Here is a 16,381-nt window from a genome sequence, read left to right as displayed (position 1 = left end):
GTAAAAATCCCGCCACTAGGGCGGGATTGTTTTATGGTTTTTTATGCCTGCGCAGCCAGATTAACTTATACGCCGCAGGAATAATAAACAGCGATAACAGCGGAGCCGTGATCATCCCCCCAATCATTGGCGCTGCTATCCGGCTCATCACTTCTGAACCCGCCCCGGTTCCCCAGAGAATAGGCAGTAAACCTGCAATGATCACCGCAACGGTCATCGCCTTCGGTCGAACACGCAGCACGGCACCATGATAAAGCGCTTCATCGAGCCCCTCTGCGGTAAATGTTTCCCGATGAGATAACTCCGGATGCGCTTCAATGGCATGTCGCAGGTACATCAGCATGACCACACCAAACTCAGCGGCAACCCCGGCCAGGGCGATAAATCCGGTCCCGGTAGCCACAGACATATGGAAGCCCTGCCAGTACAAGAACCATATCCCCCCGACCAGGGCAAACGGCAGGCTCATCAGGATTAATAAGGCTTCATCAACGCGTCGGAATGCCAGATACAACAGAATGAAAATGATCATCACTGTCATCGGTACCATCAGCTTCAGTTTCTTGTTCGCGTGCTCGAGCAGTTCAAACTGTCCAGAGAATGACACGCTGGTACCTGGCCGCAGCTTCACGTTCTGACTGATTGCCGTCTTAATGTCATTTACCACCGATACCATATCCCTGCCCCGCGCATCGATGTAAATCCAGCTGGCTGGCCGGGCATTTTCCGTTTTCAGCATGGTTGGGCCGGAAACCACATTAACCTCCGCGACATCACCCAACGTGATCTGCTGCTTCATCGGCGTCAGGATCGGCATCTGTTTCAGCGCATTTGCACTGTTCCGGTAGTCCTGGGGATAGCGGATATTTATTGGATAGCGAGCGACACCTTCTACTGTTTCACCCACCGTCGCCCCGCCGATGGCTGAGGAGACAAACAGCTGCACATCACCTACGGTCATACCGTAGCGAGCGGCCTTTTCCCGGTTGATGTCTACATCAATGTAGCGCCCCCCTTCCAGGCGTTCTGCCAGAGCCGAAACCACTCCCGGCACGGTTTTGGCGACCGCCTCAATGTTCTGCGCCGTTGCATCAATGTCAGACAGAACCGTACCAGACACTTTGATACCTATCGGGCTTTTGATCCCGGTGGAGAGCATATCAATTCGGTTACGAATGGGGGGTACCCAGAGGTTAGCCAGGCCCGGCAAACGTACCGTTTTGTCCAGTTCATCAATGATCTTCTCAATGGTCATGCCGGGCCGCCACTGGTCTTCCGGTTTCAACTGAATCGTGGTTTCTACCATTTCGAGCGGTGCGGAATCTGTTGCCGTTTCGGCTTTCCCGGTTTTGCCAAAAACAGAGGCGACTTCAGGCACGGTTTTGATTAATTTATCCGTGGTCTGCAGGATCGCGGCGGCTTCAGCCGGCGAAACGCCAGGCAAGGTTGACGGCATGTACAGCAGGTCGCCCTCATTGATCTTCGGCAGAAACTCACCACCAACCTGACTCAGTGGCCAGATAACCGTGAAGATGGATAACGCCGCGACCAGCAAAGTGTTTTTCGGCCAGTGGAGCACCCTAATCAATAGCGGATGATAGGCCTTAATCAACAACCGGTTCAGTGGATTACTGGTTTCAGCAGGGATCTTCCCGCGTATCCAGAATCCCATCAGGATAGGAATAACGATGATAGCCAACGCGGCCGCACCCGCCATGGAATACGTTTTTGTAAACGCCAGCGGACCAAACAGCCGCCCTTCCTGCCCTTCAAGGGTAAAGATGGGGATGAACGATAAGGTGATGATCAGCAAACTAATAAACAGCGCAGGGCCCACTTCGACGGAGGCGTTAGTGATAACCTTCCAGCGCGTGGGGTTGTCAATCTGCTCCCCTGGATGTTGATGATCCCACTCCTCCAGCCGTTTGTGTGCGTTTTCAATCATCACGATGGCCGCATCCACCATCGCGCCAACGGCAATGGCAATGCCTCCCAGTGACATAATATTGGCATTCAGCCCCTGGAAGTGCATGACAATAAAGGCAATACACAGGCCAAGCGGCAGTGAGATAATCGCCACCAGCGCAGAGCGTACATGCCAAAGAAACAGCGCACAGACGATGGCGACCACAATAAATTCTTCGAGGAGTTTAGAGCTCAGGTTATCTATGGCCCGGTCAATTAACTGGCTGCGATCGTAAGTAGTCACGATCTCGACCCCTTCGGGCAAACTCGCCTTTAGCGTTTCCAGTTTATCTTTCACCGCCGTAATGACGTCGCGCGCATTTTTGCCTGAACGCAGGATCACGACGCCACCAGCGACCTCTCCCTGACCGTTAAACTCTGCTATCCCACGCCGCATTTCCGGGCCTGTTTGTACGCGGGCAACGTCACGCAGATAAACCGGTACCCCGTTTACACCGGTTTTCAGGACAATGTTATTGAAATCATCAATGGTCTGGAGATAACCACTGGCGCGGACCATATACTCCGCCTCCGCGATTTCAACAGATGATCCCCCTGCTTCCTGATTTGACGATTCAAGCGCCTGCTTAACTTCCGGCAGACTGACGCCGTACTGGGCCAGTTTTAACGGATTGATCTGGATCTGATACTGTTTAACCACACCGCCCACGGACGCGACTTCAGCCACGTTCGGAATGGTTTTGAGTTCAAATTTCAGGAACCAGTCCTGCAATGAGCGCAGTTCTGAAAGATCGTGTTTTCCACTGTGGTCAACCAGCGCATATTCAAATATCCAGCCCACGCCCGTGGCATCAGGGCCGATTTCAGAACTCACCCCTGCAGGCAGTTTGCCCTGAACCTGATTAAGATATTCCAGAACGCGAGATCGGGCCCAGTACAGATCGGTGCCATCTTCAAAAATGACATACACATACGAATCACCGAACTGAGAAAAACCACGTACGGTCTTTGCGCCAGGCACCGACAACATGGTAGTTGTAAGCGGATACGTGACCTGATTTTCAACAATCTGCGGGGCCTGCCCTGGATAACTGGTTTTAATAATCACCTGAACATCAGACAGATCGGGCAAGGCGTCGACCGGGGTATTGATGATGGTCCAGGTACCCCACACGCTGAGGAACAGCGCCCCCATCATCACCAGGAAACGGTTGGCGACTGACCGCCGGATAATCCATTCAATCATCATCGTCTCCTTAATGACCTGAATGTGTGTCGTCAGTTTTTTCAGCACGGCGCATACGTTCCAGCGCACCGGTAATATTGGCCTCGGAGTCAATCAGGAACAGACCACTGACCACCACCGAATCCCCTTCGTTCAGTCCAGTATCAATAGCGGACTGTTGCTGAGATTCGTGCAGAACGTGGATCTTTTTGGGCACAAAACGGCCATCTGCATCGACGGTAATCACACGCTGTTCTTTGCCGGTATCTATCACGGCCTGGGATGGGATCAGCAGCATTTCCGGGCTTTGGGTATTCAGTGTCAGAAACGCATTCATACCCGGTTTCAGGAGCTCATCTTTATTTGATACCTGCAACCGCACCTGCAATGTGCGGGTCGTTTGATCCACGCTGGGCAGAAGGTTCCATTTTTCGACCGGGAACGATTTATCCGGATAAGCGGGTACGGAAATATCAAATTGCGACGAATTTTTCAGCAGATAAGCGATGGATTCAGGCACTGCTGCGCTGATCCAGACCGGATCCATTCCCTGAATTTGCGCGACCACTTTCTCTTTAGAAATATTCATACCGGTACGCAGGTCAAAAGCCGTGATCACCCCGTCAATCGGTGCCTTTATGGTAAACCGGGTCTGGATAGTCCGGGTTGTACGTAACCTCTGAATGTCATCGTCCGGCATACCGGCTAGCCGAAGCCGTTCCAGAACCCCTTTTATTTGCGTGGGGGTACCGCCGGTACCGGATAACAGCAGAAACTCACTCTGGGCCTCTACCCAGTCCGGTATGGTGATATCAATAAGGGGTGTCCCTTTCTTCACATGGTCGCCAATTGTCAGGGGGTACACTTTCTCAACAAAGCCTTCCGAGCGTGCCTGAACAATGACGAATTGATATTCGTTATAACTGACGTTAGCCGGGATCGTCTGGGAGTAATTCAGTGCTCCACGGGTGACTTTTTGTGTTTTTAACCCCAGATTCTGAACCTGAGTCGGATCAATACGTATACCGGCACTGCTTTTTTCGTTATTTTCATCCGCATATTTCGGCACCAGGTCCATATCCATAAACGGTGATTTACCGGGTTTATCGAATTTAACGTCTGGTTTCATCGGGTCATACCAGAAAAGTACCTTTCTTTCAGTCGTGTTATTTTCTGTTTTTTCAGATGAATGAAGTACCTGCCATGCCGTCACGGATACCAGTCCTCCCGCCAGGAGACTGCTGATAATCATGGCGGCATATTTTATTTTGAAAGAGGTCATGCCATTCCTCTCTATTTAATGCTCTTAAGTAAAGAGATATTGCCCTGCTGAACAAATGAAAAATCAACGTGACTACCTGGTTTTAAGGCGTTGATGCTCTCGTCAGCATTGATAAAAGTGAAACGCATGGTCATTGCAGGCCAACCGATTGCAGGTATAGCCTCGTGAGAAATCGTGACTTTTTTATTCGTGAGGTCAATGTCTTTCACGACCCCTGTGGCGTTGATGATTTGCTCTGCGGCGGCATCACTGGCGACACTCATCTCCGCATGCTGATGAACTTCAGCCTGAAGGCTGGCAGAGAACATCACAGAGATCGCACCGATTACAACGACTTTAAGAGAATTACGCATTTTTATTTTCCTGTTTAATTAAATATGTTTACTCAACCCAACCGCCACCCAGCGCGGTGAACAGATTAATTTCATTAACCTGCCGGGAATAGATAAGGTCGAGGATGTTTTGTTGCGTGGAGAACAGCGAACGTTCCGCATCAAGCACATTTAAATAACTGACCGCACCACTGGAATATAACCCTCGCGCACGCTGCAGCGTTATTTGCAGAGAATTAAGATAACGCTGTTGTGCATCAAGCTGCTGGTTGATGCTGTCTCGCAACGCGAGCGAGTCAGCAACCTGTTTGAAAGCGGACTGAATTTTCTGTTCATAATTAACAACAGATTGCTGCTGGCGAATTTCAGCCAGTTTCAGATTGGCTTTATTCCTGCCCGCATTAAAAATGGGGATCTCAATTTTAGGGATAAAATTCCACATTCCACTCCCTGGCGTAAAGAGACTGGATAATTCCGTACTGCTTGTCGAAAGACCACTGGTTAACGATATGGACGGGAAAAAGGCCGCACGTGCCGCGCCGATACTGGCATCAGCCGCTTTAAGTTGATACTCCGCTTCCATAATATCCGGGCGCTGCAGCAGTATTTCTGATGAAAGATGCGGCGGTAGTTTTACTGGTGCGATATCGCTGGCATTCATCTCTTTTTCGGATGGTAGCGCGCGATAGGTTCCGAGTACCAGTTGCAGGGCATTGTTGGCCTGCGACAGTTCCCCTTCTCTTTTGGCAATTTCTGCCCGGGTACTTTCAATTTGCCCCCGGGCTTGTTCAAGCGCCAGGACGTTCGTGCTGCCGGTCATAAGCTGTTGCTCAACGAACGCCATGGACTGCTGGTAATTTTTCAGCGTATCCCGTGCAATACGCAGTTGTTTATACGCCAGTTGTTGGTTGAAATAGCTCTGCGACACATTCGAGACGAGCAAAATATGCACGGCACGACGCGCCTCTTCGCTGGCGAAATAATTTAGTCGGTCAGCCTCACTCATGTTTCTGAGTTTGCCGAAGAAATCGAGATCGTAGCTAAGCGCAATACCTGCGTCATACTGTTGTGTGCCAGGTTTGTCACCTTTCAGACCACCGCTGTAAGTGATACCAGATGATCCATTCAACTGAGGATAACGATCTGCGTCCGTTACATTGAACTGTGCCCGGGCCTCCTCAACCTTCAGCGCGGCCATTTTTAAATCGCGATTGTTATCCAGGGCTTCGTTAATCAACCCGGCGACCTGAGGGTCGGTAAAAAAGTGACGCCAGCCAGTGTCCTGGTATCCCATCACTGCGGGTGTGAGGCTGTTGCGTGAAAGCGAAAACTGCTGAGGTACAGGCGCTACCGGTCGCTGGTAGTCAGGTGCCAGCGAAACGCAGCCTGCGAGGATAAATACTGTACTGATGCTAAGTCGTTTTAACAGGAACATAACGGTTCAAATGAAGTCCAGAGTATTTTTAGGGCTACTCTACTGAACGCATCCTGTTTGACGGGTGACAGGATAATGACAATGTTGTCATTTTTACCGTAAGTCATTGTTAACGGTCGCAGGCTCACTAGAATGTCATCAGCAGCCAGTCAGGGGAGCAAGATGAAAATATTGATCGTTGAAGATGAAATTAAAACCGGTGAATACCTCAGCAAGGGGCTTACTGAAGCAGGGTTTATTGTCGACCACGCTGATAATGGGCTGAATGGGTACCATCTCGCCATGACCGCCGAATATGATCTACTGATTCTGGATATCATGCTTCCCGATGTGAACGGCTGGGATATTGTCCGCATGCTTCGCTCTGCCGGAAAAGGAATGCCGATACTGTTACTGACTGCCCTCGGCACCATCGAACACCGGGTTAAAGGGCTGGAGCTGGGGGCAGATGATTATCTGATTAAGCCATTTGCTTTTGCTGAGCTTCTCGCCCGGGTGAGAACACTGCTAAGACGCGGAAATACGGTGATCACAGAAAGCCAGTTTCAGGTGGCGGACCTGACGGTTGATCTCGTTTCGAGAAAAGTGAGTCGTGCCGGAAACCGCATTCTGTTGACCAGCAAAGAGTTCAGCTTGCTGGAATTTTTCATGCGTCATCAGGGAGAAGTGCTCCCGCGCTCTCTGATAGCCTCCCAGGTTTGGGACATGAACTTTGACAGCGACACAAACGCGATTGACGTTGCGGTGAAGCGGCTGCGGGCGAAAATAGATAGCGATTATGAGCCTAAACTTATCCAGACGGTGCGCGGCGTGGGCTATATGCTGGAGGTCCCGGATGCGCAGTAAGGCCCTCAGGCGCCCTTTTTCTCTTGCCCTGCGGCTGACCTTTTTTATCAGCCTGTCCACGATACTGGCCTTTTTCGCCTTTGCCTGGTTTATGCTGCATTCTGTTGAAAAACATTTTGCCGAGCAGGATATCAGCGATCTGCAGCAAATCAGCACCGCGATGCAGCGCATATTGCAGTCCCCGTCAGAACCCGATCAGAAGAAAGTCAGTAAAATCAAAGAGTCGATTGCCAGTTACCGCAACGTTGCCGTCCTGCTTCTTGACCCGCAGGGAAATGAGCTGTTCAGCTCGGCACGAGGGGCGGCATTACGCCCGGCGATGAACTCGGCAGACTTTAGCACGCACCGTCGCGCACAGGACGTATTTCTCTGGTCGGTAGAGGAACCCGCCGGGTCAATGCACGCCGGGTCTGATATGAAAATGGAAACGTACCGGATTATCGCCTCTTCAGGAACGGCGACACTGCAGGGCAAAACACAGCGCTATGTCATGCTGATCGGGCTCTCCATTAATTTCCATCTGCACTACCTTGAGGCGCTGAAAAAGAATCTGTTCGCGATCGCCACGGTGATCAGCCTGCTGATTATTCTTATCGTTCGTATCGCGGTTCGCCAGGGGCACCTGCCACTGCGTAACGTCAGCACCGCCATTAAAAACATCACCTCTGAAAATCTCGATGCGCGGCTGGAGCCGTCCCGCGTGCCTGTCGAACTGGAACAGCTGGTGATCTCATTCAACCATATGATTGAAAAGATTGAAGATGTCTTTACCCGCCAGGCTAACTTTTCTGCCGATATCGCGCACGAAATCAGAACGCCCATCACGAATCTGGTGACGCAAACCGAAATCGCGTTGAGCCAGAACCGGTCGCAGAAGGAGCTGGAAGATGTTCTCTACTCAAGCCTTGAAGAATACAACCGGATGACCAGAATGGTCAGCGATATGCTTTTCCTCGCTCAGGCGGATAATAACCAGCTCATTCCTGACAGGGTCATGTTCGACTTGAGTGCAGAGGTCGTAAAAGTGTTCGATTTCTTTGAGGCGTGGGCGGAAGAACGCAACGTCACGCTGAAATTCAACGGCACGCCCTGCCTGACGGAAGGCGATCCGCAGATGTTCAGAAGAGCAATTAGTAATCTGATCTCTAATGCACTGCGCTATACCCCGGAAGGGAAAGCAATCACCGTTTCGATAAGAGAACAGGAAAACGATTTTGAACTGGTGATTGAAAACCCCGGAACACCCATCCCGGAAGAACATCTGCCAAGGTTGTTTGATCGTTTTTATCGGGTTGATCCATCCAGACAACGTAAAAGTGAAGGGAGCGGCATTGGACTTGCCATCGTCAAGTCCATCGTCACTGCGCATCACGGTAAAGTCCGTGTGGAATCAGATGCGGTATCGACTCGCTTCATTCTCTCCGTACCGCGAAAAGGTGTATAAGTCGTCAGCGCACCGCCCGACACACGTCGCGAACTTTCTCTCTGAGCCACTGGTGGCCGGGGTCCCTTTCCATTCGCGGGTGCCACATCTGTGAGACCGTGATAGTTCGGGCCCTGAAAGGCAGTTCAAAGACGTGCGCATGCCCGGTCATCGGTTGATTCAGCAAATACAACGCCGGCACCATCGCGATCAGATCAGACGTCAGCGCGACGGATAGCGCCGTCGGAAAACCCGGCACCACGCTGGCGACTTTACGTTTCATCCCCAATTCCGCCAGCGCCTCATCGACAAAACCGTGTAACGATCCGTCGGGCGAGGCGACCACATGCCCCCAGGAGACATAATCATTCAGGCCCACTGTCGGGAGTGACGCCAGCGGATGCCCCTTGCGCACCACGCCAACAAACCGATCCTGAAATAACCTTTGCAGACGGATTTCAGGCCCCATATTGCTCTGCACGCCAATTTCCAGGTCAACCAGCCCCTCGCGAAGATAGCGCGATGTTTTCTCCGGTTTCGGGGTGAAACGGATACACACGTCAGGCGCGACGTCCGCCACTGCGGCAATCAGCAAGGGCCCAAACGCCACCACAAAACCGTCGTTGGCTCTGATGGTGAACAGCCGCTCCAGATTTTCCACCTTTAGTGTGTCCGCTGAAGGCTGCAGCACCGCCCTTGCCTCATGCACGGCACTTCTGGCACGGTCCCGTGTGGCTTCGGCCCAGGGTGTCAGTACCATATGACGTCCGGCTCGCACCAGGATCGGATCGCCAGTCACCTCGCGAAGTCTGCTCAACGTACGGCTCATGGCGGAAGTACTCAGGTTTAAACGTCGCGCCGCGCCCGCCACACTGGCTTCAGCCAGCAAGATGTCGAGTGCGACGAGCAGATTAAAATCGGGATCGGACACGGTGGTTCCTCATATAAGGCGTTTAATGCAATGATAAGTTGCAAATGCTGCGTCTTCCGCCCTGTATACCTCATGGTTATAGTTTCGTCATCAACATTCTTATCTGGAGTTACGATGATGATGCTATTTTCAAATCAACCCGGCGATGAAGGGCTGCCGGGAGATGAACGCGCCCGGGTCATGGCCGCAGTGATGACCACCACGCTGATGGGCGTCTTTGATGGCACCATGATCAACATAGCGCTGCCCTCCATGGCGAATGCCATGCAGGTGTCCGCGAATGTCGCTGTCTGGTTTGCGAATGGTTATTTGTTGTCGGCGGCAATGACACTCGCCATTTTCGCTGCGCTGGCGGCTCGCATTGGGTATCGGCAGGTTTTTCTGGCTGGGCTTACGACCTTTACGCTCACCTCCCTCGGTTGCGCACTGGCGAAAACACCCGAGATGTTGATCGGAATGCGTATTTTGCAAGGCATCGGCGGTGCGGCCACCCTCAGTATAGCCCCGGCGATACTGCGATCTGTGTTCCCCGGTCGACTGCTTGGCCGCATTCTGGGGTTACACGCCCTGCTTATCGCCTCCAGCACCGCGATTGCGCCCGTGCTGGGCGGAACGATACTGGACACGCTGAGCTGGCAATGGTTGTTCGCCATTAACATTATTCCAGGAAGCATTGCATTGCTGCTGGCCTGGAAGGCTTTACCGCGCAAAGCGGCTGTTGATAGTGCCCCCTTTGATACGATGGGGGCGGTGCTCTCTGCCGCACTGTTAGGTTCGATGATCATGACGGCCAACAGTTTTCAGCACGTGTGGGAAAGCTTTAATCAGGAAGCCATGTACTGGGCGTTTCTCGCCATGGTCAGTGCCATCGCCTTTATCTGGCATATTCGCCGCAGCCGGGCGCCATTACTGCCCCCCGTCATGTTCAAAAATAGCCGCTTTACACTTGCCGCGTTGACCTCTCTGGCTTCGTTTGTGAGTCAGGGCATCACGTTTGTCGCGCTGCCGTTCCTGTTTCAGAGCGTCTATGGCTACAGCCCGGTCGTCTCCGCCCTGCTTTTCACACCGTGGCCAATCGGTATCGTGCTGATTGCCCCGCATGCCGGGCGTTGGGCGGATACACTTTCAGCACCGCAGATCTCGACCATCGGACTGATTATTTTTGTCGTCGGGTTGGTTCTGCTGGCGACGTTACCTTCCAGCCCTTCCGCATGGAATATCTGCCTGCGTAGCCTGGTTTGCGGTGTGGGGTTTGGTTGCTTCCAGAGCCCCAATAACCGGGAAATGCTCTCGAATGTGACGAGGGAAAATGCCAGTTATGCATCCGGAGTGTTGTCTATTGTCAGGACATTTGGTCAGTGTCTCGGCGCTGCCGTGGTGGGCGTTCTGCTGACTGTCGCCGCAGCACCAGAACATCAAACGCTTGATGAGCAAACAGTCCATCTGGCGCTGTGGATCGCCGTGATTGCCTCGACGGGTTCAGTCCTGTTTAGCCTGAGCAGGCTTCGCCCTGCTGTCCGGGCGGCAGCCTAAAGCTGGTGCAGCGCCTGACGGCGCTGCACCTTCATTTACTCCAGGGCGAGCAGTGCAAAGCTCGCCAGCCAGTGTCCGCCGCTGTAGTGGCTACCCACCACATGCTCTACGCTAGCAGCAAGATGTTTTGACACGGCATCACGCAATGCCTGCTGTGCCGGATGGTTTGCCGGCAATGCTTTGGCAATGTGTTTCATACACCAGGCACGGCTGAGGTTTAATCCGTCCAGATGAGCAATTTTCGGATCAGTTCGGTCACTCACTTCCGCCGGGTTCATCAGTGCCGCAATCGACCCCACCTCCGGCAGAAACGCGTCAAACCACGCCGGGAAGTCCTCTGACACCTTGCTCATCAGTAACGCTTCGGTCAACGCGCCGGAAATATACTCATCACCACCGGGTTCGTAGTGAGCAGGATAACGCGTGTCGGCAAGATAAAACCGCTCCGCCGCCGTCAGAATAGACTGCGCAAGCGCACTATCTTCCACTCCCCGGGCGTAATCGAGTGCCAGTGCGAGCGCAAAGGCCGTGTTGTAGTGCGTCCCGACACGGATCGGATAGGTGAGCTTATTCAGGTAATCTACCAGCCTGTCGCGAATGTCCAGCGTAAAGGGTTGGAGTGTCTGATACCAGCCTGCGGCCTGAGGCAACGACGACTGTTTCAGTTCCTGGGCCAGCGCCAGCAGCCAGCCGTAACCATACGGCCGCTCAAACGACGCGCGGAATGGGGCGGTGAAATAGGCCAACTCCTTTGCCACATTCTCTTCGGTCAGGTGCTCATCGATGAGCGCGACAATCTCCTCTCTGCACGGCAATGCTGGATAGAGACGCACACAGCGCAGCAACAACCAGTAGCCATGCACCGCCGAGTGCCAGTCAAAACAGCCGTAGAATATCGGATGTAGCTCGCGAGGTGGCAGAACATCTCCATCATCATTCAGCAGGTGCATGATGTGGTTAGGATATTCCTGGCGCAAATAGGTCAATGGCATGCGGGCAAACGCGTCAGCCTGATGTTGCGTTAATTCCATAACAGCTCCTTAGCGAAACACGAGGAAATACATTAAGAACACGTTCACCACCAGCAGGGTTAACGCGGTCGGGATCTGGATCTTGATCACCTGATATTTGTCTTTCAGCTCCAGCAGCGCGGCGGGAACGATATTGAAATTCGCCGCCATCGGCGTCATTAACGTGCCGCAATAGCCCGCGTACATGCCAATCGCCAGCAGCGGCGCCGGGTTGCCGTGATGCACATTGATCAGGAACGGTAAGGCGATGCCGGCACTCAGCACCGGGAAGGCCGCAAACGCGTTACCCATGATCATGGTGAACAGCGCCATACCCACGCAGTAGATGACCACCAGCATGAAACGGCTGTCCGGGTTCACAAAAAGGCTGACCACTTTCTGTACCGAATCGCCTGTGTTTGCCGCCACAAATACCCCGCCGAGCATGGCCAGCATTTGCGGCAGGATCACCGCCCAGCCGATGGTATCAACAAGACGACGGGACTGACGAACCGCATGCAGCGGCGTGCCTTTAGTAAGCCACCAGCCGGTGAGGATCGCCGCGACACAGGCCACGCAAAGTGCCGCCAGGGTGAGTTGTTTCTGATCGAGCAGGAACACTCCGCCCACAGAAACCCCTTTCAGGAATAACGTCCCGAGAACCGTCACCACCGGGATCATCAGCGCGGGCAGGAACAGCCAGTTTTTGAGCCGGTTTGACGAGGCGACCCGTTCTTCATCAGAGGCCATTTTGTAGTGCCCTTTCCCGACCAGCCCAAAACCCGCCAGCAACGCGATAACGATGACACTGCCGCCAATGATCCGGTACGCCAGCGATTTACCGAGCTCCTGCACCATCAGGTCACCAAACAGGAAGATCCCGCCGAATAAAAACCAGAACAGCGCAGTGGTAAAGCGTTTAGGATTGGCGCGATCGCGCAGGGTCATCACAACCAGCAGCATCACGACAAAGCCAATCAGGTAGTACACGCGGTTAATGGTAATAAGCGTCATCATTGCGCGGCCTCCTGCGTACCTTGCTCTGCACGCCATGCCATCACATCGCGACGGATGCTGGCATCCAGACGCAGCAGCCGGGTCATGTGAATGATCAATGCCGCAATCGCGGTCGGGATGGCCCACAGGCCAATATGGAGCGGTTCAATGCCCTGAATACCGTTCTCTTTCAGGAACGCGTCAATCAGCAGCACCGCCCCAAAGGCAATAAAGATGTCTTCCCCAAAGAAGACCGCGATGTTGTCGCACGCAGCGGCATGGGCTTTGATTTTGTCGCGAATGTGCTGCGGCAGTTCGCCATATTCGTTCAGTGCCGCCCCTTCGGCCATTGGTGCCAGTAGCGGGCGCACCGTCTGCGCATGACCGCCCAGCGACATCAGACCCAGTGCAGCCGTACCCTCACGGGCGACAAAATAAAGCATGAGAATACGCGCCGAGGTCGCGCTGGCGATCTTCGCCACCCAGGCCTGAGCGCGTTCTTTAAGTCCGTAGTACTCCAGCAAACCGATAACGGGCAGGATCAGAATGAAAGTCGCCAGCGATCGGCTATTCACAAACTTCTCGCCGAAGGTTTCCAGCAGCATACCGAAATCCATACCGACCAGCAGACCCGTCGCCAGCCCCGCCACCACGACCACCAGTAGCGGGTTGAAGCGCAGTGCAAAACCAATAACCACGATCGGTATCCCGATCAGCGGTAACAGCGTAGTACCGTCCATAAACGTTTACCCTATCGAAAGTGAGCGTTGCACGCCGACGGCTATTTTTTTAATTTGCGGCGAGCGATGTTGTGTTTTGTTGGCAGGCTTCGCAAAACCTGCGCTAAAAAGCTATATCTGAACCTCAAAAACATGTAAACAAATTATCAATAAAATGTTCTTATTTTATCGACGAGTTTACATTTCTGGCTAAGGAACCTTATGACCACAAAAAAGAGTGCTTCAACACCTCACGACGACAGCAATGATGGCCGTATCGTCTCCTCCCATCATCTGGTGTCTGCGCGTTGTGCAGAATTATCGGAACTGGAGTACGCATTAATCATGACCAGTAACGCGTTTAACAAATGGATGGTGCGCTGTATGGCCGCAGCTGGTGAGCCTGATATGGGGGCGTTTGATGTCTCACTGCTGCATCATGTGAATCACCGCAACCGCAAGAAAAAGCTGGCCGATATCTGTTTCGTCCTCAACGTGGAAGATACCCACGTAGTGACCTATGCCCTAAAAAAGCTGGTCAAAGCAGGCTACGTGACGAGCGAGAAAGCGGGTAAAGAGCTCTTCTTCTCCACCACAGAGGAAGGTAAAGCGTTATGCATGAAATACCGTGATGTGCGGGAAGCGTGCCTTATCAATATTCAGGCAGAGAGTGGTATTTCAGGGGCATCGATTGGAGACACCGCACAACTGTTACGCACGATATCATCACTGTATGACACTGCGGCCCGGGCGGCAGCCTCACTGTAAGTTGAGTTGCCACATAAGGTTCATTTTTCTGTCATTGAACTCCATTACGCTTTCGTGATTTTAACAAGGTGTTGAGGAAAGAAGTGTGAATTCAATGGCTAAGGTATTACTGCTGGCATTACCCGTATTCAGTGCAACGGCAATGGCGGCTAATCGTGACCTGTGTGAACCCAAAGCGTATGAAATGGCGCTGCGCTATCAGCAGAAATCGGCCGAGATTATGGCGCTTCAGATGCAGACGTATCGGTTTGCCACTGAACGTTTCAATGAAAAATTAAAAGATCTGAAGACGCCGGAAAATTACGCCGTCGTCATGGATCTGGATGAAACTGTCCTCGATAACACCCCTTTACTGGTGCGCGATACGGAACAGTGTCACGATTTTACCCAATGGGACACCTGGAGTGACTGGGAGAAACAGGGTAAACCGGGTTTGATCCCTGGCGCGAAAGCCTTTCTTGACCACGTGAATCAAAGCAAAGTCCGTATTTATTATGTTTCGGATCGTATGCAGGAAAACAAAGCCGACACGCTCAATACGTTAAAATCTCTGGGACTTCCGCAGGTTTCAGATGAGAGCGTACTTCTGGATACGGTCAGCAAAGAAGAACGTCGCCAGAGTATCCTCAAAAAGCAGCAGATCGTGATGCTGTTCGGCGACAGTCTGCCAGATTTCGCCGTGCAATTTAAAAACAAAAAACCGAGCGAGCAGCAACGTGAGCTGGTTGAGGCCAGCGCTGAACACTTCGGCAATGACTGGATTGTGCTGCCTAATGCCGCTTACGGCTCCTGGTCAAAAGCCACGCCGGATAGCTGGAACGCACCGCTGAAAAAATAACACCTTACGAGCCGGGAATGGGACCTGCACCACCCGGCTATTATGCTGGCTCCTGTCATTATTAGGTAGGTTCTTCTATTTTTACGGAGAAGTAAGATGAGCGCTTTCAAAGGAGACTCTTATGCTTACCGTGAAAAAACTTGCTCTGTCCACGCTGATATCCAGTGCATTACTTCTCTACCCTTCATTACAGGTATTGGCAGTTACACCTCAGCACGTTGTTGAACAACCAGCTGGCGGATACCGCGTACAGGTCGGCGATATTATCGTCACTTCGTTTACAGACGGGAGCGTCGCTCAGGATCTGCATAAATTACTGCGCCGGACAACGCCGCAAAAAATTGATGCTTTGCTCGCGAAGAATTTCCAGACCAACCCGGCCGAAGTTTCCATTAACGCTTTCCTGATAGCGATGCCCGGACACAAAATTCTTGTGGATACCGGCTCAGGCCAGCTCTTTGGCCCGGGTAACGGCGGACGTCTGATTGAGAGCCTTGCCTCGCAAGGTATTAAGCCGCAGGACATTACCGAAATCCTGCTCACTCACGTCCACTCCGATCATGCTGGTGGCCTGGTGAAAGACGGTAAGCCGGTGTTCAGCAATGCGCGCGTTTTCGTTGGCAAACCGGATATCGACTTTTTCTTTAATGACGATAATCAGAAAAAAACAGGCTACGGCAAGAATTACTTTGACGTCGCTCAGAAAACGTTAAAACCTTACCTTGATGCAGGCAAAGTCGTGCCTTTTTCTGGCACTTCCGAGCTTATTCCAGGCATTACCGGCACGGTACATCCCGGCCATACACCGGGATCAGCCTTCTATACGCTGACAAGTAAAGGCGAGAAGATCACCTTCGTGGGCGATATTATTCATGCCGCGGCGGTCCAGTTCCCGCAGCCCGACGTGACCATCACCTACGATGAAGATCAGAACAAAGCGGCACGCGTGCGCGAAGAGGCGTTTGCGGACTTTGTGAGAAATAAAGACCTGGTTGCAGCCCCCCATCTCCCATTCCCGGGTATCGGCTATGTCACCAAAGGTGAACATGGCGGCTATGCGTGGGTGCCTGTCACCTATACCAATCGGGACGCCAGCAGTGCGGAATAAGCATCAGCG

At 52.6% G+C, this 16,381-nt stretch carries 14 protein-coding genes; 6 read left to right on the top strand and 8 right to left on the bottom strand.

The genetic code is table 11. From position 1 onward, the window contains the following. Window positions 1–31 precede the first annotated feature (31 nt). The 4 genes from silA to HED65_RS01965 are packed head-to-tail and all read right to left on the bottom strand — an operon-like array spanning window position 32 to window position 6,200. Entirely contained in the window at window positions 32–3,172 is a 3,141-nt protein-coding gene (gene silA, locus HED65_RS01980) for a Cu(+)/Ag(+) efflux RND transporter permease subunit SilA (protein WP_114977205.1), read from the bottom strand. Window positions 3,173–3,182: 10 nt separating this feature from the next. Beyond that, the gene (locus tag HED65_RS01975) at window positions 3,183–4,433 is read right to left on the bottom strand and encodes an efflux RND transporter periplasmic adaptor subunit (protein WP_114977204.1); all 1,251 of its coding nucleotides are present in this window, start codon (window positions 4,431–4,433) and stop codon (window positions 3,183–3,185) included. Between the two features lie 11 nt (window positions 4,434–4,444). After that, window positions 4,445–4,786, bottom strand: a complete 342-nt coding sequence (cusF, locus tag HED65_RS01970) for a cation efflux system protein CusF (RefSeq protein ID WP_114977203.1) — start codon at window positions 4,784–4,786, stop codon at window positions 4,445–4,447. A 28-nt stretch (window positions 4,787–4,814) separates the two neighbouring features. After that, window positions 4,815–6,200, bottom strand: a complete 1,386-nt coding sequence (locus HED65_RS01965) for an efflux transporter outer membrane subunit (RefSeq protein ID WP_114977202.1) — start codon at window positions 6,198–6,200, stop codon at window positions 4,815–4,817. Window positions 6,201–6,362: 162 nt separating this feature from the next. On the opposite strand from HED65_RS01965, the gene HED65_RS01960 reads away from it, so the two are divergent. Beyond that, window positions 6,363–7,046, top strand: coding sequence for a copper/silver response regulator transcription factor (locus HED65_RS01960; protein WP_028018970.1), 684 nt, complete (start codon window positions 6,363–6,365; stop codon window positions 7,044–7,046). Continuing rightward, the gene (locus HED65_RS01955; protein ID WP_114977201.1) at window positions 7,036–8,490 is read left to right on the top strand and encodes a Cu(+)/Ag(+) sensor histidine kinase; all 1,455 of its coding nucleotides are present in this window, start codon (window positions 7,036–7,038) and stop codon (window positions 8,488–8,490) included. Before HED65_RS01960 ends, HED65_RS01955 begins: the two co-directional genes overlap by 11 nt. 4 nt (window positions 8,491–8,494) lie before the next feature. Here HED65_RS01955 and HED65_RS01950 read toward each other — a convergent pair whose 3' ends face one another. After that, window positions 8,495–9,400 (bottom strand): LysR family transcriptional regulator, encoded by a 906-nt coding sequence (locus HED65_RS01950; RefSeq protein ID WP_114977200.1) that lies wholly within the window; start codon window positions 9,398–9,400, stop codon window positions 8,495–8,497. Window positions 9,401–9,517: 117 nt separating this feature from the next. On the opposite strand from HED65_RS01950, the gene HED65_RS01945 reads away from it, so the two are divergent. After that, on the top strand, window positions 9,518–10,933 hold the full coding sequence (locus tag HED65_RS01945; protein ID WP_114977459.1) for an MFS transporter: 1,416 nt from the start codon (window positions 9,518–9,520) through the stop codon (window positions 10,931–10,933). Window positions 10,934–10,968: 35 nt separating this feature from the next. Here the strand turns inward: HED65_RS01945 and HED65_RS01940 are convergent, their stop codons facing one another. From HED65_RS01940 to HED65_RS01930, 3 genes are read right to left on the bottom strand one after another with little or no spacing between them, the layout of a single operon-like run. Continuing rightward, a complete protein-coding gene (locus HED65_RS01940) occupies window positions 10,969–11,964 on the bottom strand; it encodes a DUF2891 domain-containing protein (protein WP_114977199.1) in 996 nt (331 codons plus the stop codon). Window positions 11,965–11,973: 9 nt separating this feature from the next. After that, a complete protein-coding gene (locus HED65_RS01935) occupies window positions 11,974–12,960 on the bottom strand; it encodes a DUF979 domain-containing protein (protein WP_114977198.1) in 987 nt (328 codons plus the stop codon). Beyond that, complete coding sequence (locus HED65_RS01930; protein WP_008501655.1) at window positions 12,957–13,679, bottom strand: DUF969 domain-containing protein; 723 nt, start codon at window positions 13,677–13,679, stop codon at window positions 12,957–12,959. Before HED65_RS01930 ends, HED65_RS01935 begins: the two co-directional genes overlap by 4 nt. 201 nt (window positions 13,680–13,880) lie before the next feature. On the opposite strand from HED65_RS01930, the gene HED65_RS01925 reads away from it, so the two are divergent. From HED65_RS01925 to HED65_RS01915, 3 genes are all read left to right on the top strand, one after another. Continuing rightward, on the top strand, window positions 13,881–14,426 hold the full coding sequence (locus HED65_RS01925) for a winged helix DNA-binding protein (RefSeq protein WP_114977197.1): 546 nt from the start codon (window positions 13,881–13,883) through the stop codon (window positions 14,424–14,426). Between the two features lie 94 nt (window positions 14,427–14,520). Continuing rightward, on the top strand, window positions 14,521–15,264 hold the full coding sequence (locus HED65_RS01920) for a 5'-nucleotidase, lipoprotein e(P4) family (RefSeq protein ID WP_209313266.1): 744 nt from the start codon (window positions 14,521–14,523) through the stop codon (window positions 15,262–15,264). Between the two features lie 121 nt (window positions 15,265–15,385). Beyond that, window positions 15,386–16,372, top strand: a complete 987-nt coding sequence (locus tag HED65_RS01915) for an MBL fold metallo-hydrolase (RefSeq protein WP_114977195.1) — start codon at window positions 15,386–15,388, stop codon at window positions 16,370–16,372. Window positions 16,373–16,381 lie beyond the last annotated feature (9 nt).

The organism is Pantoea sp. LS15 (assembly GCF_012241585.1).
Taxonomy (GTDB): Bacteria; Pseudomonadota; Gammaproteobacteria; order Enterobacterales; family Enterobacteriaceae; genus Enterobacter.
The sequence above is the reverse complement of the archived record's forward strand: the minus strand, read 5'-3'. Positions and strand labels throughout refer to the sequence as shown.